At 75.2% G+C, this 25,491-nt stretch carries 18 protein-coding genes; 7 read left to right on the top strand and 11 right to left on the bottom strand.

Annotated features, from left to right (window positions below; genetic code table 11):
• Positions 1-31 precede the first annotated feature (31 nt).
• Both ACGFZF_RS25635 and ACGFZF_RS25630 read right to left on the bottom strand, forming a co-directional pair.
• Positions 32-4,174 carry a molybdopterin-dependent oxidoreductase gene (locus tag ACGFZF_RS25635; protein ID WP_393557691.1) on the bottom strand — a complete coding sequence of 1,381 codons (4,143 nt, stop codon included), beginning with the start codon at positions 4,172-4,174 and terminating at the stop codon, positions 32-34.
• A 196-nt stretch (positions 4,175-4,370) separates the two neighbouring features.
• Positions 4,371-5,144, bottom strand: coding sequence for a hypothetical protein (locus ACGFZF_RS25630; protein WP_393557689.1), 774 nt, complete (start codon positions 5,142-5,144; stop codon positions 4,371-4,373).
• 400 nt (positions 5,145-5,544) lie between these two features.
• On the opposite strand from ACGFZF_RS25630, the gene ACGFZF_RS25625 reads away from it, so the two are divergent.
• Together ACGFZF_RS25625 and ACGFZF_RS25620 are read left to right on the top strand one after the other, a co-directional pair.
• Positions 5,545-6,153: a hypothetical protein gene (locus tag ACGFZF_RS25625; protein ID WP_393557687.1), complete on the top strand. Its 609-nt coding sequence runs from the start codon at positions 5,545-5,547 to the stop codon at positions 6,151-6,153.
• A 53-nt stretch (positions 6,154-6,206) separates the two neighbouring features.
• Positions 6,207-7,949 (top strand): serine/threonine-protein kinase, encoded by a 1,743-nt coding sequence (locus ACGFZF_RS25620; RefSeq protein ID WP_393557875.1) that lies wholly within the window; start codon positions 6,207-6,209, stop codon positions 7,947-7,949.
• Here the strand turns inward: ACGFZF_RS25620 and ACGFZF_RS25615 are convergent.
• Together ACGFZF_RS25615 and ACGFZF_RS25610 are read right to left on the bottom strand one after the other, a co-directional pair.
• Positions 7,931-11,041: an AAA family ATPase gene (locus tag ACGFZF_RS25615; RefSeq protein ID WP_393557685.1), complete on the bottom strand. Its 3,111-nt coding sequence runs from the start codon at positions 11,039-11,041 to the stop codon at positions 7,931-7,933. The two genes, ACGFZF_RS25620 and ACGFZF_RS25615, sit on opposite strands and share 19 nt — an antisense overlap.
• Before the next feature lie 304 nt (positions 11,042-11,345).
• Entirely contained in the window at positions 11,346-12,146 is an 801-nt protein-coding gene (locus tag ACGFZF_RS25610) for an HAD-IIA family hydrolase (RefSeq protein ID WP_393557873.1), read from the bottom strand.
• Positions 12,147-12,647: 501 nt separating this feature from the next.
• Here ACGFZF_RS25610 and ACGFZF_RS25605 point away from each other — a divergent pair.
• On the top strand, positions 12,648-15,740 hold the full coding sequence (locus tag ACGFZF_RS25605; protein ID WP_393557683.1) for an alpha-mannosidase: 3,093 nt from the start codon (positions 12,648-12,650) through the stop codon (positions 15,738-15,740).
• On the opposite strand, the gene ACGFZF_RS25600 is transcribed toward ACGFZF_RS25605, so the two are convergent.
• Together ACGFZF_RS25600 and ACGFZF_RS25595 are read right to left on the bottom strand one after the other, a co-directional pair.
• A complete protein-coding gene (locus tag ACGFZF_RS25600; RefSeq protein WP_393557681.1) occupies positions 15,703-17,064 on the bottom strand; it encodes an MFS transporter in 1,362 nt (453 codons plus the stop codon). The genes ACGFZF_RS25605 and ACGFZF_RS25600 overlap by 38 nt on opposite strands.
• A 124-nt stretch (positions 17,065-17,188) precedes the next feature.
• Positions 17,189-17,548 carry a metalloregulator ArsR/SmtB family transcription factor gene (locus ACGFZF_RS25595; protein WP_356602282.1) on the bottom strand — a complete coding sequence of 120 codons (360 nt, stop codon included), beginning with the start codon at positions 17,546-17,548 and terminating at the stop codon, positions 17,189-17,191.
• 150 nt (positions 17,549-17,698) lie between these two features.
• Between ACGFZF_RS25595 and ACGFZF_RS25590 the strand changes: the two genes are divergently transcribed.
• Positions 17,699-18,130, top strand: coding sequence for a PPOX class F420-dependent oxidoreductase (locus ACGFZF_RS25590; RefSeq protein ID WP_356602284.1), 432 nt, complete (start codon positions 17,699-17,701; stop codon positions 18,128-18,130).
• A 38-nt stretch (positions 18,131-18,168) separates the two neighbouring features.
• On the opposite strand, the gene ACGFZF_RS25585 is transcribed toward ACGFZF_RS25590, so the two are convergent.
• Positions 18,169-18,741 carry a rhodanese-like domain-containing protein gene (locus ACGFZF_RS25585; protein WP_393557679.1) on the bottom strand — a complete coding sequence of 191 codons (573 nt, stop codon included), beginning with the start codon at positions 18,739-18,741 and terminating at the stop codon, positions 18,169-18,171.
• A gap of 74 nt (positions 18,742-18,815) precedes the next feature.
• Between ACGFZF_RS25585 and ACGFZF_RS25580 the strand changes: the two genes are divergently transcribed.
• A complete protein-coding gene (locus tag ACGFZF_RS25580) occupies positions 18,816-19,094 on the top strand; it encodes a metal-sensitive transcriptional regulator (protein ID WP_356602288.1) in 279 nt (92 codons plus the stop codon).
• A 24-nt stretch (positions 19,095-19,118) separates the two neighbouring features.
• Here ACGFZF_RS25580 and ACGFZF_RS25575 read toward each other — a convergent pair whose 3' ends face one another.
• The 3 genes from ACGFZF_RS25575 to ACGFZF_RS25565 form a co-directional block, all read right to left on the bottom strand.
• Entirely contained in the window at positions 19,119-19,901 is a 783-nt protein-coding gene (locus ACGFZF_RS25575) for a sulfite exporter TauE/SafE family protein (protein WP_393557677.1), read from the bottom strand.
• Positions 19,902-19,940: 39 nt separating this feature from the next.
• Positions 19,941-21,314 (bottom strand): rhodanese-like domain-containing protein, encoded by a 1,374-nt coding sequence (locus ACGFZF_RS25570; protein ID WP_393557675.1) that lies wholly within the window; start codon positions 21,312-21,314, stop codon positions 19,941-19,943.
• Positions 21,315-21,604: 290 nt separating this feature from the next.
• Complete coding sequence (locus ACGFZF_RS25565; RefSeq protein WP_393557673.1) at positions 21,605-22,018, bottom strand: VOC family protein; 414 nt, start codon at positions 22,016-22,018, stop codon at positions 21,605-21,607.
• Between the two features lie 373 nt (positions 22,019-22,391).
• Here ACGFZF_RS25565 and ACGFZF_RS25560 point away from each other — a divergent pair, with 373 nt between their 5' ends.
• Positions 22,392-23,138, top strand: a complete 747-nt coding sequence (locus tag ACGFZF_RS25560) for a beta-glucanase (RefSeq protein ID WP_393557671.1) — start codon at positions 22,392-22,394, stop codon at positions 23,136-23,138.
• A gap of 95 nt (positions 23,139-23,233) precedes the next feature.
• A complete protein-coding gene (locus ACGFZF_RS25555) occupies positions 23,234-24,271 on the top strand; it encodes a serine hydrolase domain-containing protein (RefSeq protein ID WP_393557670.1) in 1,038 nt (345 codons plus the stop codon).
• A gap of 50 nt (positions 24,272-24,321) precedes the next feature.
• Here ACGFZF_RS25555 and ACGFZF_RS25550 read toward each other — a convergent pair whose 3' ends face one another.
• Positions 24,322-25,452 carry an FAD-dependent oxidoreductase gene (locus ACGFZF_RS25550; RefSeq protein ID WP_393557668.1) on the bottom strand — a complete coding sequence of 377 codons (1,131 nt, stop codon included), beginning with the start codon at positions 25,450-25,452 and terminating at the stop codon, positions 24,322-24,324.
• Positions 25,453-25,491: the final 39 nt, after the last annotated feature.

The raw sequence follows: 25,491 nt of genomic DNA, 5'->3' as shown, positions 1-25,491 counted from the left end.
TGGCCAAGACACCCCCCAGGGCGCGTGAGGCTCAGTAGACGTCCCGGACGTACCGCTTCTCGGCGGCGAGCTGCTTGACGTACGCCGCCGCCGACTCCTCGTCGTGGCCGCCGTGCGCGACGGCGATGTCCCGCAGCGCCCGGTCGACGTCCTTCGCCATCCGCGCGGCGTCGCCGCACACGTAGAGGTGGGCGCCGGACCGGAGCCGGGACCACAGCTGCGGGCCGTGCTCCCGCATCCGGTCCTGGACGTAGACCTTCGCGCGCTGGTCCCGGGAGAAGGCGGTGTCGAGGCGGTCCAGGGTGCCGTCGGCGAGGAAGGCGGTGAGCTCCTCCTCGTAGAGGAAGTCGGTCGCGCGGTGCTGCTCACCGAAGAAGAGCCAGTTCGGCGCCCGGTGGCCGAGGGCGCGGCGCTCCTCCAGGAAGCCGAGGAAGGGGGCCACGCCCGTGCCCGGCCCGATCATCACCATCGGGGTGCCGGGGTCGGCCGGGGGCCGGAAGTGCGCGGCCCGGCGCACGAAGACCGGGACCACGGCGTCCGGCTCGGCGTCGGCCAGGTAGGGGGAGCAGACGCCCTTTCGGGGCCTGCCGCGGAGGTTCTCGTAGCGGACCACGGAGACCGTCAGGGAGACGCGGTGCGGGTCCGTGAGCGGGCTGGAGGATATCGAGTACAGACGCGGCTGGAGGCGGCCGAGCACGTCGGCCCACTCCTGCGCCGCGGCCCGTACGGGATGCTCGGCGATCACGTCGACGGCCTGCCGGCCCCAGGACCACTGGGCGAGGCCGTCCTTGTTGTCCGGGCGCAGCAGGCGCTTGAGGTCGCGGTCCTCGGTCCGTTCGGTGACGAATCCGAGCAGGGCGGGGGTGAGGCGGGTGATGTCGAGGTGGCGGTGCAGGGCCTCGCCCAGCGGGACGGGGTCCAGCCCCGGGAGTTCGACCGTGGCTCCGGCGTCGAGTCCGGTGACGGCCAGCCACTCGGCGACGAGCCCGGGGCAGTTGACGGGCTGGACCCCGAGGGCGTCCCCCGCCTCGTAGCCGAGGGGGGTGCCGCTCTCGCTCGTGTCGAAGGTGAAGCGGCGGACCTCCTTGCCTGCGCCGGGCCGGCTGAGCAGCCGGTTGCCGACGAGGCGGGCGGGGGTGGCGACGGGCTTGGACCTGCGCGGCGCGACGGGGACGGGGCCCGGTACGGGCGCGGGCACGGTCCGCGGCGGCTCGTCGGTGAGGCCGGTGAGGCTGGTCAGGACCTGGTCGAGCCACGCCTCGGCGGAGGGCTCGTAGTCGGGTTCGCAGTCGGTCCGCGGCGCGAGGCGTACGGCCCCGAGCTCGTCGAGGCGCTGGTCGAGGCGCCGTCCGTGGCCGCAGAAGTCGTCGTACGACGAGTCCCCGAAGGCGAGCACGGCATACCGCCGTCCGTCGAGGCGCGGGGTGTCCGGGCCGGCGAGGGCGTCCCAGAAGCCGGAGCCGTTGTCGGGGGCGTCGCCGTCGCCGAAGGTGCTGGTGATCAGCAGCAGGTCGGCCGCCGGCGGCAGGGCGGACGGGTCCGTCTCGTCCATGCCGGCGAGGGCGGCCCGGTGCCCGGCCGCCACGAGCCGGTCGGCGGTGGCCGCGGCGAAGTCCTCGGCGTTCCCGGTCTGCGAGGCCCACAGGACGACGATCTCGCGGGCGGAGGCCGGGGCGGCCGTGCCCGGCCCGGCGGGGACGGCCCGGGGGGCGCGCGAGTACAGGCCGGCGAGGACGCCGTCGACCCAGCGGGCGTGCTCCTCGCGGAAGGGCGCGCCGGGCGGCAGGACGGGGACGCCCGGGGCGCCGGCCTCCAGACCGGCGAGGAAGCCGACGAGATACTGCCGTTCCTCCGCGCTGAGGACGGGCGGCGGGGAGGGTTCGAGCCCGAAGGCCGCGGACACACCGGGAGGGGCCGCCCGGGGCAGGACGACGGGGACGACGGCGGGCACCGGTGGCCCGCCGGGTGCGGCCGTACCGGGCGCCGCCGCCGGCCGGGGTCCCGGTCCCGGCGCGGCCGTCTTGGTCAGGGCCACCGCGCACACCTTCAGTTCGGGCTGGAAGGAGAGCGGATCGACGGCGTCGTTGGTGACGGCGTTGACGCTGAGGTACTCACCGAACAGGTCGTTCCAGTGGAACGGCGCGAAGCAGCAGCCCGGCAGGACGCGGTCGGTGACGACCGCCGGCAGGACGGCCTTCCCGCGCCGCGAGGTGATCTCCACCGCGTCGCCCTCCGCGATGCCGAGTCGTTCGGCGTCCTCGGGGTGGATCTCGACGAACGGGGCGGGGTCGAGCCGGTTGAGCTTGGCGACCCGGCCGGTCTTGGTGAGCGTGTGCCACTGGTGCTGGAGACGGCCGGTGTTGAGGACGAAGGGGTGGTCGTCGTCGGGCATCTCGGCCGGGTCGAGGTGAGGGCGGGCGTGGAAGACGGCCCGGCCGCTCGGCGTGGGGAAGACCGGGCCCGCGCCGTCCGCGTCCAGGTAGCGGATCGGGTTGCGGTCGGGGCCGCCCGGCGCGGCCGGCCACTGCACGGGGGTGTCCCGCAGCCGCTCGTACGTGACGCCGGTCAGGTCGTAGCCCGTCTTCGGGTTCCGGGCGCGAGTGATCTCCTCGAAGATCTCCTCGGCGCTCTCGTAGGCGAACGCCTTCTCGTGGCCCAGGGCGCGGGCGATGCGGGCGATGATCCGCCAGTCGGCGAGGGCCTCGCCGGGCGGGTCGACGGCCGGGGAGGCGAGGGTGAGGTTGCGCTCGCTGTTGACCAGTACCCCCTCGGTCTCGGTCCACAGCGCGGCGGGCAGGATCACGTCGGCGTAGGCGTTGGTCTCGGTGTCGGCGAACGCGTCCTGGGCGATGACGAGTTCGGCGGCCTCCAGGCCCTCGATGACGGTGCGGCGGTTGCCGACCGAGGCGACCGGGTTGGTGCAGATGATCCAACAGGCCTTGATCTCGCCGTCCGCCATGCGCCGGAAGAGGTCGACGGTGCCGCGGCCGGAGCCGTCCTCGCGGAGCGTGCCGGGCGCGAGGTCCCAGAGTTCCTCGGTGAAGGCCCGGTCCTCGGCGACCAGGACCGAGCGCTGACCGGGGAGCCCCGGGCCCATGTAGCCCATCTCTCGCCCGCCCATGGCGTTGGGCTGGCCGGTCAGGGAGAAGGGGCCCGAGCCGGGGCGGCAGATCGCGCCGGTGGCCAGGTGCAGGTTGACGAGGGCGTTGGTGTTCCAGGTCCCGTGGGTGGACTGGTTGAGGCCCATGGTCCAGCAGCTGGTCCACTCCCCGGCCGCGCCGATCCAGGCGGCGGCGGTGCGGATGTCCTCCTCGGGGATGCCGGTGAGCTCCGCCGCGGTGGCGGGCGGGTAGTCGGCGAGGAAGGCGGGCATCGCCTCCCAGCCCTCGGTGTGCGCGGCGATGAACTCCGGGTCGGTGTGTCCGTTCTCGTGCAGCAGGTGCAGCAGCCCGTTGAGGAGGGCGAGGTCGGTGCCCGGTCTCACCCGCAGGTGGAGGTCGGCCTTGGCGGCGGTGGCGGTGCGCCGCGGGTCGACCACGATCAGCTTCGCCCCGGCCTTGACCCGCTCCATCATGCGCAGGAAGAGGATCGGGTGGCAGTCGGCCATGTTGGAGCCGATGACGAGGAAGAGGTCGGCGTGCTCGAAGTCCTGGTACGAGCCGGGCGGGCCGTCGGCGCCGAGGGAGAGCTTGTAGCCGGTGCCCGCGCTCGCCATGCACAGCCGCGAGTTGGACTCGATCTGGTTCGTGCCGAGGAAGCCCTTGGCCAGCTTGTTGGCCAGGTACTGCGCCTCCAGGCTCATCTGGCCGGAGACGTAGAGGGCGACGGCGTCCGGACCGTGCCGGTCGACGATCGCGCGCAGGCGGCGGGCGGTGTCGGCGATGGCACGGTCGGCAGAGACGGGGACGGGGGCCTCGCCGCGGCGTTCCCGTACCAGCGCGGTGGTCAGCCGTCCGGGCGCGGCGAGCATGTCGGCGGTGGTGGCGCCCTTGGTGCACAGGCGTCCGAAGTTGGCGGGGTGCTCCTTGTCGCCGGTCGCCTTGAGGACCGTGCGGCGGCCGTCGGGTCCCCGGCCGATGTCGAGGATCATTCCGCAGCCCACACCGCAGTACGAGCAGACGGTCCGCACCTGGTCGGGGCCGGTGCGCGGCTTGCGCGTGTCCTCTGGCGTCACCGGGGGCCTCTCTGTGGAACCGTTCGTGCCACGACCGTAGGAAATGCCCGTTACATCTGTGTCAACCGGGCTGATCTTGGTCCGTAACACGCGTCACACAGTGGCCCCCGGCTCGCTGTGAGGAGCCCTCCGGGGGGCTTGTCGATCACGCCGAGAGCCCGGCAGGACCGACATGCCCGGGCGGCTCCCCCACCGGTCAGGTGGCGGCCGGGCGCCCCGTGCCGTCGACGGCGTCGGTGGCGCGCAGCAGGCGCAGGAAGGCCTTGAGCCCGGCGATGATCTCCTCGTTGTCGGTGAGGCGGTCGATCGTCGCCTCGAACTCCCGCGCCATGGCGGCGATGCGACGGTCGGTGTCGTCGGCGCGCCGGTCCGTGGACAGGGCCAGCGCGTCGACCGCGCGGCGCAGTTCGGCCAGGGTCCGGTAGTGCTCCTCGGTCCGGTCCTCGAGGACCCGCGCGCCGTTCTCCACCTGGTCGACCCGGCCGCGCAGGGCGACCACGTCGTCGCGTGGGTGGGTCGCCTCCACGAGCAGCCGTCCCAGCCGCCGGCGCAGCTGGGCGAAGTAGGCGCCCGCGGGCCGGAAGAAGGTGCTGAGCAGGAAGAACCCGGCGAACCAGTAGCCCGCCTCCCGTCCGCTGGCCCAGGCGACCGCGCCCACCGCGACGGCCGTCGCCAGGTGGCCCGCGACGGCCAGGCGGAGCATCACGCGGGCGATGCGGCCCGCTTCGGCGTCGCGCTCCTTCGGGACCTCCAGCCCCTTCCGCCGGCTGATCGCGATCTCGGCGAGCACCGCGTGGGCGCGGAAGTAGAGGTTCCAGGGCGCCGTCAGGAGCAGCAGCAGCCAGAGCAGTCCGAGGACGGCGGCTCCGACGCCGAGCACCAAGGCGGGCGGGGCCCCCACCGCGTACGCCGTCACCAGTGCCAGGACCGCGGCTCCCGCGGCCACGAACACACCTGCCGCCTTGCTCATGCCAACCCCCTCCGAGCCGCCCGGTCGGCTCCCGTCGGCCATGGTCCCGCCGCGGGCGGTGGACGGCATGAGTACCGCTACTCACTTCGCCGGGACGGGGCGCGCGGACGCCCGGCGGCATGGTGGCCCGCGCGGACGCCCGGCGGCGTCGCCGGGCAGGGCCGGGACGGGAGAAGGGGGGCCGGCCCGGTCGGCGAAGTTCCGTAGTTCTACGGATGTGGACGCGCGCCGGGCGTGAAAGGCTCCGCGGCGGGACCGGTGCGCGGCGCCGTCCGACCGCCGCACGTCTCCCCCGAGCAGGAACACGGATGGGCCCGCTGAACGCGTTCGAGAGCATCACCGGAGCCGGCCCCGCCGAGGACACCACGGAAGCCCGCCGCCGCGCATCGCGAGGCGTCCGGTGACCGGCTTCGACACGGCGGGGACCCTGCTCGCCCGGGCCCGGATGCTCACCGAGGCCGGCCATCCCGATGCGGGCGCCGCGTGGCGCCGGGCCGCGGCGGCCGTCGCGCGCGCCGGCGGCCGGCTCTCCCCCGGCGACGAGGCGGACTCCCTCGACGCCCTGGCGCTCGACCACCGCGGCGACGCCGGCCACTGCGCCGAGACGCACTTCGCGCGGGCGGCCGAGCTGCACGAACTGGCCGGCAGCCACGGCAAGTCGCTGCTGTCCCGCGCCCGGGCACTGCTCTGCGCCCCGGACGCCGCCGGCGCGGCCGGACCGGGACCGGAGGCCCGGGCCATGGCCGCTCTCGGAGCCCTGTGCGACCAGGTGGTCGAGGCCCACGAGGCCGGGGACACCACCGCCGCGCAGACCGCCACCCTCCTTCTCCTACAGTGCGGGGTACGGGCCGGGGGGCTCGGCGCCACACCCGGTCCGGGGGGCGGGTCCGCGACGGAGTCCGGAGCCACGGACCTGCGCGCCAAGCTCGAACGGCTGCGGGCATGCACGCAGGACCATCGGCGGGCCACGGCCGCGAACGCCGGTGACAGGACGCGGGAGAGTACGTGAGCAGAGTGATCGACGGTCGCTTCGAGCTGGTGGAGCGGCTCGGCGGGGGCGGCATGGGAACGGTGTGGCGCGCCCGTGACCTGGCATTGCACCGGGAGGTGGCGCTGAAGGAGGTCCGGCCGCCGGACCCGGCGATGGCCGAGTACGAGCCGGAGGCCGCCCGGACGCTGCGCGAGCGGGTCCTGCGCGAGGCCCGGGCGCTGGCCCAGGTCGACCATCCGAACGTCGTGACGATCCACCACATCGTGGACGGCGGGGAGGGCACGTACCCCTGGCTCGTGATGGAGCTGGTGACCGGCGGCTCGCTGCACGACCGGCTGGAGCGCGGCACGATGGCTCCGGCCGACGCGGCCCGCCTCGGCCGCGACCTGCTGTCGGCGCTGCGGGCGGCCCACGCGCGCGGCATCGAGCACCGGGACGTGAAGCCGGCGAACGTCCTGATGCGCCCCGACGGGCGGCCGGTGCTCACGGACTTCGGGATCGCCGCGGTACGCGAGTCCACCAGCCTCACGGCCACGGGCTCCGTCATCGGCTCGCCCGACTACATGGCGCCCGAGCGGGTCCGGGGCGGCGTCGGCGGTTCGGCCGGCGACCTGTGGTCCCTCGGCATGCTCCTGTACGTGGCGGTGGAGGGCCGGCATCCGCTGCGCCGCGCCAACACGCTCGCGACCCTGGCGGCCGTCCTCTCCGACGATGTGCCACCGCCCCGCCAGGCCGGCCCGCTCGGCGCCGTACTGGCCACCCTGCTCGTCCGTGATCCGGCGGCGCGCCCGGACGCCGAGGCGCTCGACCTCGCGCTGGCCGCCGTCGCCGAGCCCGTCGCACCGACCGGTCAGGGGGCCGGTGCGACGGGCTCGGCAGGGGGCGGGGGCGGTCCGGTCGACCCGAGGTCGGCCGGCCGGCCGGCCGACGCCGTGCCCGCGGCCGGGGACCCGCGGTCCGGGGCGCACACGTCGTTCCATCTGGCGCCGCCCGCCGCGGGCCAGGCCCCGGTCCAGGGCTCCTTCACGGGCCCGGCCGGGAATGCGACGCCGTCGCCGTTCCCGGTCCACGGGGGGCCGGCCGCGCCGACGCCGCCGCCCTTCCCCTCCTCCGCGCCCACCGCCACGGTGTCCGGGGGCCGGCGGCGGACCGGCCGCCTGGTCGGCGCTGCCCTCGCCGTGCTGCTCGCGGTGGCCCTGCCGATCGGCTACCTGAACTGGGACGAGCGGAAGGGGACCGGCGACGAGGCCAAGGACGGCGGCCCCACCACCTCGGCCACGGGGCCGTCCTCCTCCGCCACGCCGTCGTCGGACGCGTCGGCGGACACCCCCGTGGACGCGGCCGACGACGATCCGGTGAAGACCGACCTGCTCACGGCCGAGGGCATCAAGGACGCCGTGGCCAAGCTGAAGCCCGTCATGGGCGGCACGAAGGTCACCCGCTTCGTGGTGTACCCGGAGTACGTGCTCGCCGAGGCGCTGGTCGACGGCAGCACCAAGCGGTACGACTCGTTCAGCTACCGCGGCGGGGACGTCGCCGTGAAGGAGGGCTCGGGCGGCACGGTCATGTCGGGCACCGTGGCGGTCGATCTCGCCGACTTCGACTGGGACGCCGTCCCGGCGCTGATGAAGCGGGCGGACAAGGAGCTCGGGGTCAAGAACCCCACCAGCCGCTACCTCGTGGTGAACACGCCGTCCACCATCTTCAAGACGGGCCCGGGGATGAGCGTCTACCTCTCCGACGACTACGGCTCCGGCTATCTGAAGGCGGACCCCAAGGGCAAGGTCATCGCCGCCTACCCGCAGGAGGACTGACCGGTCCTGCCCGGCGGCGGGCCGTCGCCGTCGGCCAGGCCGCCCCGCACGACCAGGGAGGCGAGTGCCGCCCGCGTCACCACCCCGGTCTTGCGGTAGACGCGGGCGACGTGGCTCTCGACCGTCCGGGGGCTCAAGCCCAGCCGGTCGGCCACCGCCTGGTTGGTGAGCCCTTCCGCCACCAGCGCGGAGATCTCCCGCTCACGCGGGGTCAGACGGGCCAGCCGGTCGTCCCGGGCGGGCGCACCGCCCGCCGCGGGGGGACGCGGGCCGGCCGGTCCCGCCGGCGCGGGCTCGAAGACCGCCGGGCGCAGCCGCTCGGCCAGGTCGGCGAGCATCCGCGCGCCGCCGTCCACGGCGAGCCGGCGGCCCCGGCGCCACATCGAGACCGCCCCGGGTCCGTCGCCCGCCGCCCGCGTGAACGGGGCGCCGAGCAGCAGGCTCTGCGCCTCCCGCAGGGTCGCGCCGGAGCGCGCGCTGAGCCGCGCCGCCTCCGCGAAGGAGCGGGCCGCCGCGGCCGGGTCCCCCCGGTGCGCCTGCAGCCGGCCGAGGCCGCGCAGGGCCGCCCCGCGCTGGACCGGGAGATCGAGCCGCTCCGCGAGTGCGGTCGCGCGGGCCGCACCCCGCTCGGCCTCGGCCGGATCGCCGGCGACCAGGTCGGCGGCCACCAGGAGTTCCAGCAGGCTCGGCCGGACGGAGGACTGGATCCGGGGCAGGTCCCGGCCGCCTCCGGCACGTGTCAGGACGTCCCGGACCCGGTGGGGGTCCTCGCCCGCGGGAATGGCGTAGGCGAGCAGCGAGCGCGCCTGGATCGCCCACCAGCCCTCGGCGCCGCTCACGGTGGCGGCGGCCTCCTCGGCCGCCGCCGGCCCGGCCGGATCACCCAGCGGCCGGGCGTGCAGCAGGATCGCGGCCCGGGTCGCCCGGGTGAAGCCGAGCAGCTCCGCCCCGCCCAGCGTCTGGGCGACCGCCAGGGACTCGTCGGCGAGCTCCACGGCCGCCGCGACCCGGCCGGTGGTGAAGCGGACGTACGCCGCGCACATGAGGAGCTGCGAGAGGGCGAAGGGCCGGCCGCCGCGCCGGGCGATGGCGATGCCCCGCGCGCTGTGGCGCTCCGCGTCGGCGTAGCGGTCGAGGAAGACCTCGCTCCAGCCGAGTCGGACCAGCGACTCGCAGTGGGCCGCCAGCGCGCCGTCGGTCAGCACGTCGACCAGCGCCGCCGCCTCGTCGGCGTGGGAGCGGGCCGCGGGGACGTCGCCCTCGTAGGCCTCGCCCAGGGCGGCCAGCGTCAGCGCCTCCACCGCGCCCGGCTCGTCGCCGCGCCTCCGGGCGTCGGCCAGCACGCGCGCCACCTCGTCGCGGACCTCGGGGTAGCGGGTGGCGAAGAGGGCGCGGCAGCCCCATTCGACGACGAGCCCGAGGCGCCGGGCGGGCCGGGGGCCGGGCACGCGTTCCAGTTCGCGGCGGAGCAGGGCGTCGGCCTCGGGGTAGCGGCCGAGGTGGCGTTCCATGAAGGCGCAGAGCAGGACGGCCGAGATCCGCAGGTCGTCCCCGCCGTCGTCCCCGCCTGCGTCGTCGCCTGCGCGGGCGCGGGGCACGTCGTCGCGGGCGCCACCGGTCAGGTCGTGCTGCCGGCAGTCCGCCCCGTCGTCCCGTCGGCGGTCCGTCTCGCCGCCGCCCGCGGGCGGACCGCCGTCGATGAGCCGGTGGAGCAGGTCGCGGCTCTCCTCCACCCGCCCGGCGGCGCCGAGCGCCCGTGCCCGCAGAAGCGTCAACTCCCGCCGGGTGCCGCGGTGTTCGCAGGTATCGGGAAGGAGTCGGAGGACCACGTCCAGCCAGCGGGCGGCGCGCCCCGGGGCGGTGGCCTCCGTCTCCGCGGCGGCGCTGACCAGAACGGCGGCGCCCTCCGGGTCCCAGCGGGTCATCGCGTGCTCCCGGTGGCGCGCCTGCTCGGCCGGTGCGGCCCCGGCCAGGGCGAGTTCGGCCGCCGCCCGGCGGTGGAACTCCTGGCGCCGCCAGGGGTCCATGGCACGTCGCACCAGCCGCGGCATGACGGGGTGCCGCGGGAGCAGGCGGTGACCGCCCCCGTCGGGGCGCACGAGATCGCGGCGCGCGGCCTGGCGCAGGGCCTCGGCGAGGTCGTCGGCGCCGGCGGCCGTGACCGCCCGGACCAGTTCGGGGGTCGCCTGGTCGCCGAGGACCGCCACGGCCTCGACGACGGCGCGCTGCAGGGGCGGCAGCTGCGCCAGTTCGCCGAGCAGGTGTGCCTCGGGTCCCGTGGTGCCCGCGCAGCTGCGGGCATGGGCGAGGGCCAGGAAGTACAACGGGCTGCCCTGGCTCGCGGTGTACGCCTCCTCGGCCTGCCGGACCGGGAGGCCGGGTGCCAGCTCGACGCAGTCGCGGAGGTCCAGCGGTCCGAGGGTGAGGCGGGTGACCGCGCCCGTGTCGATGCCGCGGGCCAGGGCGGCGGCGAGGTCCGGCGGGGTCTGCCGCTCGCGCCGGGCCGCGACGAGCAGGAACGGGGTTCGCACCGGGTGTCTGAGGAGGTGGTCGAGGAGCTCCAGGGAGAACGCGTCGGCTCCGTGCAGGTCGTCGAGGAGGAGGACCAGGCCGGGACCGGGGACCCGGCCGAGCGCCGCCGCGGCGCGGCGCAGGAGCGAGGACCGTCCGGCGACGCCGGCGGAGTCGCCCGGTCCGAACGTGATGCCGCTTCCCGCACCACCCGCACCGGCGGCGGCACCGGCACCGGCACCGAGCAGGGCGCCGAGGCCGGAGGCGGAGTCGTCCTCGTGGGTGTGGTCGAGGTCGCCGAGGGCGTCGGTGAAGACCTGGAAGGGGCCCGCGTGCCCGTCGTCGACGGCGCGGCCGCGCAGGACGGTCAGGCCGCGGGCGCGCGCCCGCGCCGCGAACTCGGTGAGCAGCCGGCTCTTGCCCGCCCCGGCCTCGCCCGTGAGGTCGACAGCCGTGACGCGGGCGGCGGCCGGCCCCCCGGTGTCGATCCGGTCCAGGAGAGCGCCGAGCCGGTCCAGCTCCGCCCGCCGCCCGACGAAGGGCGCGCGGTCGACGCACCCCCGCCCCGCGTGTGTCTGCACGACCCGTCCCCTTCGACCTGTCAGCGGTTCCCCCACTTCACGTTTCTACGTCACGCCGCGGACAATTCCGAACCGGCCGGCCACCGTCCGTCACACTGGCACCACGCAACTGCTCTCGCCACACCCAGCTCACTCGCCACTAGCCCCATTCAACGCACGCGCCACACCCACCCCGTGGATCACCGTCCCTACGGCCGCCCGCCCGGCCGTCCGGAAGCGACCCTGCCGCCTCACGACCGGGACGGGTCCTGTCCGAAGCCCCAGGACACCGCTCGCCGATCCGGCCTGATCGACAAGACACCCCCTAAGGGCTGTCCCGGGCGAGTCGTTCGACCAGGGCCGGCAGGTCGGCGACGGAGTCGAGCACGTGGTCCGGTGTCCCGTCGGCCGAACGATGGGTCTCGGGCGAGTACTTGCCGGTCCTGACGAGGACGCCGGTGATCCCGTCCCGCTGGGCGGCGAGGACGTCCGAGACGATGTCGTCGCCCACCATGAGCGCCTGGGCGGCGGGGACCTCCAGATGGGCGAGGGCGGCCGCGAAGAAGGCGGCGGAGGGCTTGCCGGTGACGACCGCCTCCACCCGGGCGGCGCGTTCGAGCCCGAGCAGATAGGCCCCGGTGTCGAGGTCGAGACCGCCGGAGGTGCGCCAGTACAGGTTGCGGTGCATGGCGACGAGGTGCGCACCGTCCTGGAGCAGGCGGAACACCCGGTTCAGCGCCGGGTAGGCGAAAGCGTCGCCGGCGCCCCCGAGGACGACCACCTCGGGCGCCGGGTCGTCCTCGCCGACCAGCGTCACGCCGTCGAGGTCGTCGCGGACGTCCCCGGTGGTGAGGAGCAGACAGCGCGCGCCCGGGTGATGGTCCCGCAGGTACGAGGCCGTGGCGGCGGGTGCGGTCAGGACGTCGTCGGCGGTGACGGGGAAGCCTTCGGCCGCGAGCCTTCCGGCGATCGAGGCACGGGTCCGCGAGGTGTTGTTGGTGACGAGCGCGAGCGGAAGGCCGCGGTCCCGCAGCGAGCGCACGGCCCGGACGGCACCGGGGAGCGGCTTCCAGGACACGGTGAGCACCCCGTCGATGTCGAGCAGGGCGGCGGCGAGGGGTTCCATGGGGGCCCGACTGGTCACGGGGAGTCCGGACACGCGGTCCCCCGGTAGTCCGTCACCGTGCCGGGGGTTCTCGACCGTCGTCGGGAGCCCGGGCCCGGGAGGAGCTGCCGGGGGCCTGGCCAGAGCCGCGAGGGGGTCACGCGGGGCGGCGAACGTCTTCGCCGTCGGGTGCGGCTCGCTCTGGTTTCTGGTGTATTCAGTATTTTCCTCCCTATTCGCCGCACGTCAAGGGTTCCGACGCACCGGGCCGCGGGCGGGGCCCGGTCCGGCCGCACCGGCGACCGACGTCCGGATACCCGTCCGCGCCCCGGCGGGGCCTTTCGCCGAGGCGTTCACGCGGCTCGCCGCGGGCGGAGTACGACCGGCGGTCGTACTGGCGGAGCGGGCCCCGGCCCGCGAGCATCTGAACGCACGCGGCATCAGCCGGACGGTCACGGCCGACGATCCCGGCCCCGCCCGACGGGCCTTCACCCGCACACCCCACGCGAGGGAGTGACTGCCATGCACGACGACCGCAGCCTGATCGAGTCCCGGCTGAGGCGGGTCCTCGACGAGCGCATCCGGCCGGCCGTCCATCCGGAGTCGGTGCCCCTGGAGGCCGGGATCTGGACCGCGCCGGACGAACCGGTGTCCGTGGCCGAGGGCCTCGCCGCGCCCCGTACCCCGATCGCCGCCGGGGACGCCTGGGGAGCGCCCTGGGGCACGAGCTGGCTCACCGTCTCCGGCCGGGTGCCGGAGGCATGGGCGGGCCGGACGGTCGAGGCGCTGATCGACCTCGGCTTCCACGCGAACATGCCGGGCTTCCAGTGCGAGGGCCTCGTCTACCGGCCGGACGGGTCCCCGGTGAAGGGGCTCCACCCGCGCAACCAGTGGGTGCGGATCGGCGCGCCGGTGGCGGGCGGCGAGGAGGTGCTGCTGCACGTGGAGGCCGCCTCCAATCCGGTGATCATGGACTACCGCCCCTTCCAACCGACCGGCCTCGGCGAGAAGGCGACGGCCGGGACGAGCCCGCAGTACCGGCTGGAGCGCATGGACCTCGCGGTCTTCGACGAGACGGTGTGGCAGCTCGTGATGGACCTGGAGGTCCTGGGCGAGCTGATGGCGGAGCTGCCGGTGGAGGGGGCGCGGCGCTGGGACGTCCTGCGGGCGGTCGAGCGGGCCCTGGACGCCGTCGACCTCCAGGACGTGAACGGGACGGCCGCCGCCGCCCGCGAGCACCTCGCCGGGGTGCTGGCCTCGCCCGCCGAACCCTCGGCGCACCGGATCAGCGCGGTCGGTCACGCGCACATCGACTCGGCCTGGCTGTGGCCGCTGCGCGAGACGGTCCGCAAGGTCGCGCGGACCACGGCCAACATGACGGCGCTCCTGGAGGACGAGCCGGACTTCGTCTACACCATGTCGCAGGCCCAGCAGTACGCGTGGATCAAGGAGCACCGGCCCGAGGTGTACGCGCGGGTGAAGAGGGCCGTCGCGGAGGGCCGCTTCGTGCCGGCCGGCGGCATGTGGGTGGAGTCGGACACCAACATGCCGGGCTCCGAGGCGATGGCCCGTCAGTTCGTGCACGGCAAGCGGTTCTTCCTGGAGGAGTTCGGGGTCGAGAACGAGGAGGCGTGGCTGCCGGACACCTTCGGCTTCGCCGGCGGGCTGCCGCAGATCATCCGGGCGGCGGGTTCGAGGTGGCTGCTCACGCAGAAGATCTCCTGGAGCCAGGTCAACTCCTTCCCGCATCACACCTTCTGGTGGGAGGGCATCGACGGCACGCGGATCTTCACGCACTTTCCGCCGGTGGACACCTACAACTGCTCGATGCAGGGCAGGGAGATCGCCCACGCGGTCCGCAACTTCAAGGACAAGGGCCGGTCCCGGCGCTCGCTCGCGCCGACCGGCTGGGGCGACGGGGGCGGCGGCACCACCCGCGAGATGGTCGCGAAGGCCGCCCGCCTGCGGGACCTGGAGGGATCGGCCCGGGTCCGCTGGGAGCGGCCGGCCGAGTTCTTCGCCAAGGCCCAGGCCGAGTACCCGGATCCGCCGGTGTGGGTGGGCGAGCTGTACCTGGAGCTGCACCGGGCGACCCTGACCAGCCAGGCGCGGACCAAGCAGGGCAACCGGGCGAGCGAGAACCTGCTGCGCGAGGCCGAGCTGTGGGCGGCCACCGCCACCGTCCGGACCGGATCGCCCTACCCGTACGAGGAGTTGGACCGGGTCTGGAAGACGGTGCTGCTGCACCAGTTCCACGACATCCTGCCCGGCTCCTCGATCGCCTGGGTGCACCGGGAGGCGGAGCGGACGTACGCGGCCGTGGCCGGGGAACTGACCGGGATCGTACGGCGGGCGCAGCGGGCGCTGGCCGGGGACGGCACGGCGGGGGGCGAGGTGGTCTTCAACGCGGCGCCGCACGCGCGGGCCGGGGTGCCGGCGGGCGGCGCGCGGGCGGTGGCCGAGCAGCCGGCCGTCGGGGACGGGGACGGGGCGTCCGGGGGCTGCACGGTGACGGACCGGCCGGGCGGCGGTCACGTCCTGTCCAACGGTCTGCTGCGGGTGGCGGTGGACGAGCGCGGCCTGGTGGTCTCGGTGGTCGACCTCGCCGCGGGCCGGGAGACGATCGCTCCGGGGGCCGCGGCCAACCTGCTGCAGATCCACCCCGACTTCCCGAACATGTGGGACGCCTGGGACGTCGACCGCTTCTACCGCAACACGGTCACCGATCTGACCGAGGCCGACGAGGTGGCCGTCGTCGACGACACCCCGCGGTCCGTCGCGGTCCGCGTGACCCGCTCCTTCGGCGCCTCGCGCGCGGTGCAGACGCTCACGCTCGACGCGGGCGCGAAGCGGCTCGACCTCGGGACCGAGGTCGACTGGCACGAGACGGAGAGGTTCCTCAAGGCGGCCTTCCCTCTGGACGTCCACGCGGACCGCTACGCGTCCGAGACCCAGTTCGGCCACCTCTACCGTCCCACGCACACCAACACCAGCTGGGAGGCGGCGAAGTTCGAGGCCTGCAACCACCGCTTCGTGCATGTGGAGGAGCCCGGCTGGGGCGTCGCGCTGGTGACGGCCTCGACGTACGGGCACGACGTGACGCGCACGGTACGGACGGCCGGGGACCGCGGCACCACGACGACGGTCCGGGTCTCGCTGCTGCGCGCGCCCCGTTTCCCCGACCCGCACACCGACCAGGGAGTGCACCGGTTCCGCCACGCCCTGGTCCCCGGCGCGACGGTGGGCGACGCCGTGCGCGAGGGCTACCGGGTCAACCTGCCGGAGCGCCGCGTCCCGGGCGACGCGGACGTCGCCCCGCTGGTCGCCCTGGACGATGACGGGGTGGTGGTGAGCGCCGTGAAACTGGCCGACGACCGCAGCGGCGACCTGGTCGTCCGGCTCTACGAGTCCCGGGGAGCGCGCGCCGACGTCCGGCTGACGACGGCGCTCGACCTCACCGGTGCCGTCGGCGTCGAGCTCTGCGACCTCCTGGAGCGTCCCCTCGCGGACGCCCCGGCGGGGACGGCGCGGGTGACGGACGGGGCGCTGCGGCTGCGGCTCCGTCCGTTCGAGCTCGTCACGCTGCGCTTCGCCCGTTCCGGGGGCGCCCGCTGAGTCCGCGGGGATGGAGGGCGTCCCGGCGGTAGCCGTGCACGTGGGGCGCGCCCGCACCGGCCAGGTGCGGGTGGTCCGGCGCCAGCTCGGGATGGACGTGGGCCGTCCCGTCCGGGTCCGCACGCGGCCACAGCCGGACCGCCGCGACCGAGCCGGCCAGGGCGACGCCGGCCAGGACGGCGGCGCAGACCCGTGGTCCGGCCGTCGCGGTCAGCACGCCCGCGAGCGGGTAGGTGAGCAGCCAGCAGAGATGCGACAGGGAGAAGTGCGCGGCGAAGGCGGCCGGCAGGTCGGTGCCCGCCGCCGAGCGGCGCACCAGCCGGCCACCGGGCGTCAGGACCGCCGACCCCACCGCGCCGACGAGGAACCAGGCGGCGAGCAGGCCGGGCCAGGACCAGGCGCCGGTCGTCGCCGGCACGGCGAGCACCGCGGCGGTCGCGAACGCGGCGGCGAGCATCGGACCCCGTTCGCCGCGCCGGTCGAGGAGGGGCGGCAGGAGCAGGGCGGCGGCCATGGATCCGGCGCCGTACGCGCCCAGGGCGATGGAGACGTCGCCGGCGGAGCGGCCGAGGGTGTCGCGCACCAGCACGACGGTGCCGACGAGGACCAGGGCACCACCGGCGGCCACCACGAGGTCGAGCGCGAGAAGGGCCTTCAGCCGTGGTGTGGCGAGGAAGAGCCGGGTGCCGAAGGCGGCCTGGGCGTACCGGCCGCCGGAGCGGGGGGCCCGGTCCGCCGCCGGCTCGTCGGTCGCGGGTCCGGGGAGCAGGACGGAGACGACCAGCGCGGCCGAGGCGAGGAACCCGATCGCGGTGCCGGTGAAGAGCCCTCCGTACGGGACGAGGGTCAGGAGCGCGGCGGCCAGCACCGGGCTGAACAGGCTCTCCAGGTCGTAGGCGATCCGGGAGAGCGACAGCGCCCGGGTGTAGGAGCGTTCGTCCGGGAGCACGTCGGGGAGGGTGGCCTGGTAGACCGGCGTGAAGACGGCGGAGGCGGCCTGGAGCAGCAGGACGAGGACGTAGACCTGCCATACCTGGGTCACGAAGGGCAGTGTCAGGGCGATCGCCGCGCGGGTGAGGTCCGTGGCGACGAGGAGGGCGCGCCGGGGTATCCGCTCGGCGAGCGCGCCGGCCACCGGGGCGATCGTCACGTAGGCGACCATCTTGAGCGCCAGCGCGGTCCCGAGGACCGCGGAGGCCCGGTCGCCGGCGAGGTCGTAGGCGAGCAGGCTCAGCGCGACGGTGGCGAGGCCGGTACCGGTGAGCGCGACGACCTGGGCCGCGAAGAGGTGCCGGTAGGCGCGGTGGCGCAGCACGGACAGCATGGGGACCGCCCTCGTTCGGCTCCGGGGTCGGGGTGGACACCACCGTAGCCGACATGTGCACAGGTGCGCACATGATGATTCGAGAGGGGTTCGCGCCCCTGGGGCACGCCCCCGTCCCCGGACGTCAGTCGTGCCAGGGTTCGCCCGTCACCTGGTGGTCGGCGTGACTGATGGCTTCCACGACCAGCCGCCGCATGTGGCCGTCGGGCAGCGTGTACACGACCCGCCGTCCGTCCTTGCGGTGCTGGACGAGGCCGCCGAGACGGAGTTTCGCCAGGTGCTGGCTGACCGCGGGCCGCGCCGCGCCGCACGCCTCGGCGAGCGCGGTCACGTCCGACTCCCCGCGCGTCAGCAGCCACACCAGGTGCAGCCGGGTGGGGTCCGCGAGCAGCGCGAACACCCCCGCCGCCGCGGAGAGCTCGCGGGCACCAGGGGTGCGCTGGTGCGCATCACGCGCAGTGGGGAATCCCTCGCGTTCGGCCATGGGCTCATCGTAGGCACCGAGGACGGGCCCCTGACCGGGCGGGCGACGAGCGGGGCGGCACCGCGGGGCGGGGGGTCTCCGCGCACGCGTGCGGCCGGAGCACCCCGCGGACACGGAATACACGGCATCCGGCGGCGAGTTGATCCTTGCATGACCGACACAGCCTTCGACGCGCACGCCCTGCTCGCGGAGAGCCGGCTGGGCGTGCTCGCGACGATCAAGTCCGACGGCCGCCCCCAGCTCTCCCCCGTCCTCCCCTCGTACGACCGGTCCGCCGGTGTCGTCCGGGTGTCGACGACCGCGGGGACGGCCAAGACCGCCAACCTGCGCCGCGATCCACGCGCCGCCCTGGAGGTGACGAGCGCCGACGGCCGGTCGTGGGCGACGGCCGAGGGCACCGTGACCCTCGTCGGCCCCGGGACCGACCCGGACGGCCCCGAGGTCCAGGCCCTGGTCGACTACTACCGCGAGGCGGCCGGGGAGCACCCGGACTGGGACGAGTACCGGGCGGTCATGGTGGCCGACCGGAGGGTCCTGCTCACGCTGACCGTGGACCACGTGTACGGCACGAGCCTGCGCTGACCGGCGGGCCGCCCGGCCCCACGGCCGGGGCCGTGGGCTCAGACGGTCAGGGCCCGCAGGGTCGCCTCGAACCCGACGGCGTCCCGCGGGGCCCTGTTGTGGGGCAGTCTCGCGAGCAGGGCGGCCATGCCGCAGGCGTTCGTCACGCCGGAGAAGACGAGACCGGCTCCCACCAGGCCGGAGAGCCAGTGGGCGGGCGGCCAGGCCAGACCGGCCAGGAATCCGAGCAGGACCAGGGTTCCCGCGGCGAGGCGGACCTGGCGGTCCATCGGCCAGGTGGTCCTGGCCCCGGCGGGCCGGTCGACCGGGTGGCCGGCCGCCGCCCACGCGCCGGTGCCGCCGTCGAGGTTCGTGGCGTCGATGCCGAGTGCCGCCAGCTGGACGCAGCCCCGGGCGGACCGGGCACCGGAGGCGCATACGATCAGCAGCGGCACGCGCTCGGCCGCGGACCGCAGGGCGTGGGCGGCCTCCTCGACGCGGTCCAGGGGGATGTTGTGGGCGCCCGGGAGGTGGCCGGAGGCGTACTCGCCGGGGGTGCGCACGTCGATGACGGTGTACTCGCCGAGGCGGCGCGTCGCCTGCGAAGTGGTCAGGGCGGTCGGGGTCGTCACGGAACGGAACCTTTCGGTGGAGTGTTCACCCCCACGGTAGGATACCCGCAGGGGTATATGCAGGAGGAGGAAGCGTGCAACTCGACATGTCGGCCGAGGAGCTGAAGTCGGCGCTGAACCGGCTCCGGCGGGCTCAGGGCCAGCTGGCGGGCGTCATCCGGATGATCGAGGAGGGACGGGACTGCGAGGACGTGGTCACCCAGCTCGCCGCGGTCTCCCGCGCCCTGGACCGCGCCGGCTTCTCGATCATCGCCACCGGACTGCAGCAGTGCATGACCGGCGAGGACCCGGAGATGCGCGACTCCGCGCAGATGCGGGCCCGGCTGGAGAAGCTCTTCCTCTCGCTGGCCTGAGTCCGCCCGCCGGCCCGGGTCCGCTCACAGCAGGACCGTGACGCCCATGGCGGCGGCCACGGCCAGGAGCACGCCGCCGAAGACCCGCTGGAGCGCCCGCGCGGAGACCTTCGCGGCCAGTCGCCGACCGTCCCAGGCCCCCAGGACGGCGGTGGCGAGGAACGGCATGATCAGCGCCCAGTCCAGCTGCACGGCGGTGGAGGCCCGGGCCGCGAGGGCGACGAGCGCGTTGGCGACGATGACGAGCAGGCTCGTCCCCACCGCCGCGCTCATCGGCACGGCGAGGACCGTCACCAGCGCCGGCACGGCCAGGAACCCGCCGCCGACACCGAGGAGACCGGTCACGGCGCCGAGGCCCGCCCCGGCTCCCGCGGCACGGCCGGCCGACGACGGGCCCGCCGCCCCGTTCCCGCCGGCCGCCGCCTCCGCGCCGCCCCCCGCCGCCGGCCCCGCGCCCCGCAGCATGCGCACCGCCGCCAGCCCGGCCAGTACGGCGAACATCGTGGTGAGCAGCGTGGCGGGCAGGTGCACGGACACGAGGCCCGCCGCGGCGGCGGGGAGCAGTCCGGCCGCCGCGAAGAGCAGGCCGGCACGCCACCGCACCGCTCCCGCCCTGGCGTGGGCCAGCAGCGCGGTGAGCGAGGTGCCGATCACGACGACGAGGCCGGCGGTGGTCGCGGCGGACGGGGCGAAGCCGAGCAGATAGACCAGGGCGGGCACGGTGAGGATGCTGCCGCCCGCCCCCAGCGCGCCGAGGGCCAGGCCGACCACGCCGCCCGCGATCAGGGCCAGGACGAGCGCGGTCATCGGCGCGCCCCGCGTGCCGGGCCGGGCACCCGCGCGCCGTCAGTCACCGGACGGGGTGACGAGCGTGAGCCCGGCCTCGGCCGCGGCGGCGTACCCGTCGTCGACGGCCACCACCGCCCGGCCGGCGGCGGCGAGCACGGAGGCGGCGATGGCCGCACGCATCCCGCCCGCGCAGTGCACCCAGACGGTGCCGTCCGGCACCTCCTCCAGGCGCCGGTGGATCAGGTGGACGGGCACGTGCACGCTGCCCTCGATCCAGCCGCCCGCGCGCTCGCTGTCCCGGCGCACGTCCAGCACCACCGGATCCGCGCCTCGCCGCCGAGCGGCGGCGAGGTCCGCGAACACGGCACGCGGGAACGAGCCCGGCTCGGCACCCTCCGCGAGCCAGTCGGCCGGCCCGCCGACGGCAGCCGCGGCCGGACGGTCGATGCCCACACGGGTCAGCTCGCGCTGCGCGCGGGCGATCTGCTCGGCGCTCTCCCCGAGAAGGGTCACGGGCTTGCCCCACGGGATCATCCACGCGAGATGGACGGCCGGCCTGCCGTCGACCTCGAAGTTGACGGAGCCGGCCACGTGGCCGGCCGCGAAGGCGACACGGCTCCGCAGGTCGACGACCCACTCCCCGGCCGCGAGACGCCGCTCGATCTCGGCGGCGTCGGCGCGCCGCGGCGGGGTGAGGTCGACCGGCGCCGGACCGGCGGCGTTGACCGGGCCCATGTGCGCGTAGTACGCGGGCACGTCCTCCAGCCCCGCCAGCAGTTCCCTGACGAAGGTGTCCACGTCCCGCACGAGGGCGGGGTTGGAGGCCTTCTCGGTGCCGATGGTGCCGGACGTCGCGCCGGCCTGGCCGGCGGAGCAGAAGCTGCCGAAGCCGTGCGTGGGCAGCACCGGGACCGCGTCGTCCAGCTCACCGGCCAGGCGGTGCACGGAGGCGTACTGGGCGCGGGCGAGGCTCTCGGTCAGCCGGGGCTCGACCAGGTCGGGGCGTCCCACGCCGCCGATCAGCAGGGAGCCGCCGGTGAAGGCGGCCACCGCGCGGCCCTCTTCCTCCAGGACGTACGAGGTGTGGTGCGGGGTGTGCCCGGGAGTGGCCACCGCCCGCAGCACGAGCCGCTCGTCGACCGGCTCGACGTCCCCGTCCGTCACCGGCACCCGCGGGTGGGCGACGTCGGCCCCGGCCGGGACCAGATAGCGCGCGCCGGTCAGACGCGCGAGCTCCAGGCCGCCGGTCACGTAGTCGTTGTGCACGTGAGTCTCGGCGACGGCCACGATGCGCACACCGCGGCGGGCGGCCTCGGCGATCACGCGATCGATGTCCCGGGGCGGGTCCACGACGACCGCGGCCCCGGCGCCTCCCGCCAGATAGCTGCGGTTGCCCAGCCCCTCGGTCTCCAGGGTGTCGACAAAGAACACTGCACTCTCCCTCGCGATGCTTACCCCCGGGGGTATCTACCCCTCCACCGTAGCAGCAATACCCAGGGGGGTATCCAGAACGGTGTGTGACGCCCCCCATGACCAGGGCGGCCGGACCGGCGGGGTCCGTGGCGGCCGATGCGGCCCGGGTCCCGGTCGGGGCGCCGGACGGCGGCCCGTCGAAGGCGGACGCACGAGGCCCCGCCTCCGCCCTCCGGTGCGCCGGAGGGCCGAGGCGGGGCTCACGGCCGCGCGACGTGCCGGCCGCGCCGGGCCGGGAGGCGGTCGGCTCAGCCGCGCTCGCTGATGTTGACCATCCACGTGACGCCGAAGCGGTCGGTACACATGCCGAAGACGTCACCCCACATCTGCTTCTCCAGGGGCACCGCCACCGTGCCGCCGCCGGCGAGCTTGTCCCAGTAGCCGCGCAGCTCCCCGGCGTCCTCCCCGCTCAGACTCACCGCGATGTCGTTGCCCGGCTTGTGCTCCGTCCCCGGCGGGTTGTCGGCACACATCAGGGTGAGGCCGCCGTCCGTCTCCAGCATGCTGTGCATGACCTTGTCGGCGACGGCGCCGGCCTGCTCGGGGGAGACGTCGCCGTAGGTGCTCAGGGTCAGGGTGCCGCCGAAGACCTCCTGGTAGAACTCCACGGCCTGGCGGGCGTCGCCTGCGAAGCTGATGTAGGGGTTGAGGCGAGTGGCCACGGGTCTGGTTTCCCTTCGTGAGGCGTCGTCACCTCGGGCGGAGACGGCGATCCGGACGGATCGAGCCTGCGTGACGCGGCCGTGCGCCGCCAGCCGGACAGCGCAATCGTGGACCCCGAGGCGCGACGGCCCGACGGATGCCGCGGGCCGGGGACCCGCGCCAGGCGGCACCGCGGCGAGCCGAGGGAAGCCGAGGGCGGAGGGGAGCCGAGGGGAACGCCGACCGGGACGGCCCGCCCCCGCCCCCCATTCCCATGACGATTACTCCTTCGTGACGACTACTCGACACACTGTGAGCATTTCCGCATGAGTGACGCGCCTGTGGGCAGAACCGCTCCAGACCGCCCATACCACCCCTTCGAGGGAGTCACTCATGCTCACAGGCCTCATCGACCGGCTGAAGCGGCGTCGCAGAGGGCAGGGCCGCGACACGGTCCCGGCGCCCTCGCGCGCCCCCGCGCCACCCCGTACCGCGTCACCGGTGTTCACCGCGGACTTCCGCTCCCCCACCCAGTGGGTCGCCGGACACTCGTGGGCCTACCCGAACGGCGGGCCGACCAACGCCGGCGACAACAAGCTGGACCACCTCGTCGAGGACCCCGCGTACAGCCGCTCGGGCGTCTTCCGGGCGACCCGGCGGCCCGACGGCAAGTGGAACGCCGGCCTGCTGACGACGGAGGGCAGCGCCGAGGGATTCATGGTGCGCGCCGGCGACATCCTGGAGGCGCGGGTGAAGCTGCCCAAGGAGCTGGGCGCCTGGCCCGCGATCTGGACCTGGCTGGACGGCGGGCAGGAGATCGACGTCTTCGAGTACCACCCCGACAACCCGGACCTGCTCGAACTCTCCAACCACGTGCGGGGAGGGCACCTCTACTACCGGGATCCCGCGATCCGCCCGGGTGAATGGGTGACCCTGCGGACCGAGTTCGGCGCGAGCTCGGTGGTGTGGAGCGTCAACGGCGTGCGGGCCTTCGCCGACCGGCGGGGGGTGGGCCGCAGTTGGCGGGCCCATCTCATCGTGAACCTGTCCGTCTGCGCCGGCCGCTACCACCCGGCGCCCGACAGGAACGTCTCGGAGATGTCGTACACGGTCTCGGAACTGAAGGTGTTCCGGCCCTGAGGGCGGTGCCGGACGGCGCATCCTTCGGGCCCGGTCAGGGCATACCGTCTGAGCCCGCCACCTTCGGGACGCCCGACCGCACACCGGGGGACGCCATGGGACTCCGCGCCGACCGCATCGAATCGCTCGTCCGGGACGCCGTGGGAGCCCGGGTCTGCCCCGGAGCCGTCTGGTCCGTCGGGGACGCCGGGGGCATCCTCGCGGAGGGCGCCGCGGGTCTCCTCGACCCCGCGCGTCCGCACGAGCCGATGCGTGCCGACACGGTCTTCGACCTCGCCAGCCTCACCAAGATCCTCGCGGTCTGGTCCGTCGCCGGCCTCCTCGTCGGGTCGGGCCGTCTCGAACTCCACCGGCCGCTGGGCGCGTTCTGGCCCGAGGCGGCCGGCCGGCCGATCGGCGACGCGACGGCCCACCACCTCCTGACCCACACCGCGGGTCTGCCCTTGCGGGCGAACCTCCGCCACCACTACGGCACCGATCCCGCGGACGTCCGCGCGGGGGTGCTCGACGCACCCCTGCGCCACCGGCCGGGCGAGGCCGTCGCCTACACCGACCGGGCGGCGCTCGTCCTCGGCTACCTCGCCGAACACCTCACCGGACGGACGCTGGCCGAGCTCGCGGCGAGCCGGGTCTGGAGCCCCTTCGGCATGACCGAGACGCGCTACGGTCCGCTGCCACCCGACGTCGTGGCCCGGTGCGCTCCCACGGAGTTCGACGACGAGACGGGCACCCATCTGAAGGGGACCGTGCACGACTTCTCGACCCGGCTGCTCGGCGGTGCCTGCGGCATAGCCGGGGTCTTCGCCCCGGCCGGCGACCTCGCCCGGTTCCTCACCCTCATGCTCTCCCCCGGTGCCGCACCGTTCGACTCCGGGTGGGTCGGCGACTCGCTGCGCGTCCACACCGGTGGGCTCGCCCCCGCCCGGGGACTGCTCTGGCACCCCGACCCGGACCTCGGAACCGGCGGGCCCGCGGACGTGTGGGCGCACTTCGGATTCACGGGCACGGCGATGTGGATCGCGCCCGGCCGCCACCGGTGGGCGGTCCTGCTCACCAACAAGCTGTACTTCACCCGGGAACGGGGCCCGGTGGCAGCGCTGCGGGCCGCGTTCCGCTCGTACGCCTTCGCCTGACGGGTCGCGATCGGCGGGGTACGAACCCCGCCCGCGAAACCGCCCGCCGGTCAGGGGCGTTCGCGCAACGCCCCCATCACCCGCCCCATCAGGCCGGGGACGTCGGCGTCCCGGACGCCGTCCAGTTGCCGGCGGCCGATCTGCACCGACGCCTCCACCACCGAGCGGACCCGCGGCAGGCGACGCTCCGTGTAGGCGTCGAGCAGCTTGTCGTCCCAGGAGGATCCCTCCGTGAGGAGCTCGGCCAGCACGAGGGAGTCCTCCAGGGACATCGCGGCCCCCTGCGCCAGGGTGGGCGGGCAGGAGTGGGCGGCGTCGCCGACGAGGACGACGCGGCCGCGGTACCAGGGGCCGTCCACCAGGTGCTCGGTGCACCAGGTGTAGTTGACCGGGGACGTGTCCGTCAGCGCGGCGGTGATGGTCTTCCAGTGACCGCCGTACCCCTCGGCGAGCTCGCGCATCTCCCGGACCAGGGAGACCGGGTCCGCGGCGGTCCGGTCGCGCGCGGCCTCGACCAGGTAGGCGTAGACGGTGTCGGGGCCGGTGGGGCAGAAGCCGGCGATGAACGCCGGTCCGCCGAAGGCGAGATGGGTGCGGTCGACGCCCTCGGGGCGGGGCGCGGGAGCCCGCCAGACGGCCATGCCGGTGGGCCGGGGGGTCTCCGTGATGCCGACCAGCGCCCGGGTGGCGGAGTGGACGCCGTCGGCGGCGACGACGAGGTCGTACCGGCCGGAGGTGCCGTCGTCGAAGCGGACCTGCGCGCCCTGGGAGTCCTGGGCGAGGTGGGTCAGGGTGCGGCCCGGCCGGAAGCGCGCGCCCGCCGCGAGGACGGCGTCGGTGAGGATGCTCTGGAGCACGGGGCGCCGCATGCCGAGCGCGGCGGGCAGATCGTCCCCGCCGGTCCGCAGGTCGTCCTGGGTGACGAGGGGCGTGCCGTCCGGGGCGACGATCGTGACGCCGTCCGAGGCGGCGCCCCGCGCCCGTACGCGGTCCCACACCCCGACCGCGTCGAGTACGCGCAGCGCGTTGCCCTGCAGGGTGATGCCGGATCCGCGGCCGGCGTTCCCGTCGGGGCTCCGCTCGACGAGATCGACGGCGATGCCCGCCCGGGCCAGCAGCACGGCGAGTGCGCATCCGGCGGTTCCCCCGCCGATGACGAGAACGCTTCGGGACCGGGTCATGGACGGGTCCTCCCCCAGGACGGGGCCGGTCGCGCCGGA

Source organism: Streptomyces sp. NPDC048338, assembly GCF_043201055.1.
Taxonomy (GTDB): Bacteria; Actinomycetota; Actinomycetes; order Streptomycetales; family Streptomycetaceae; genus Streptomyces.
The sequence above is the reverse complement of the archived record's forward strand: the minus strand, read 5'-3'. Positions and strand labels throughout refer to the sequence as shown.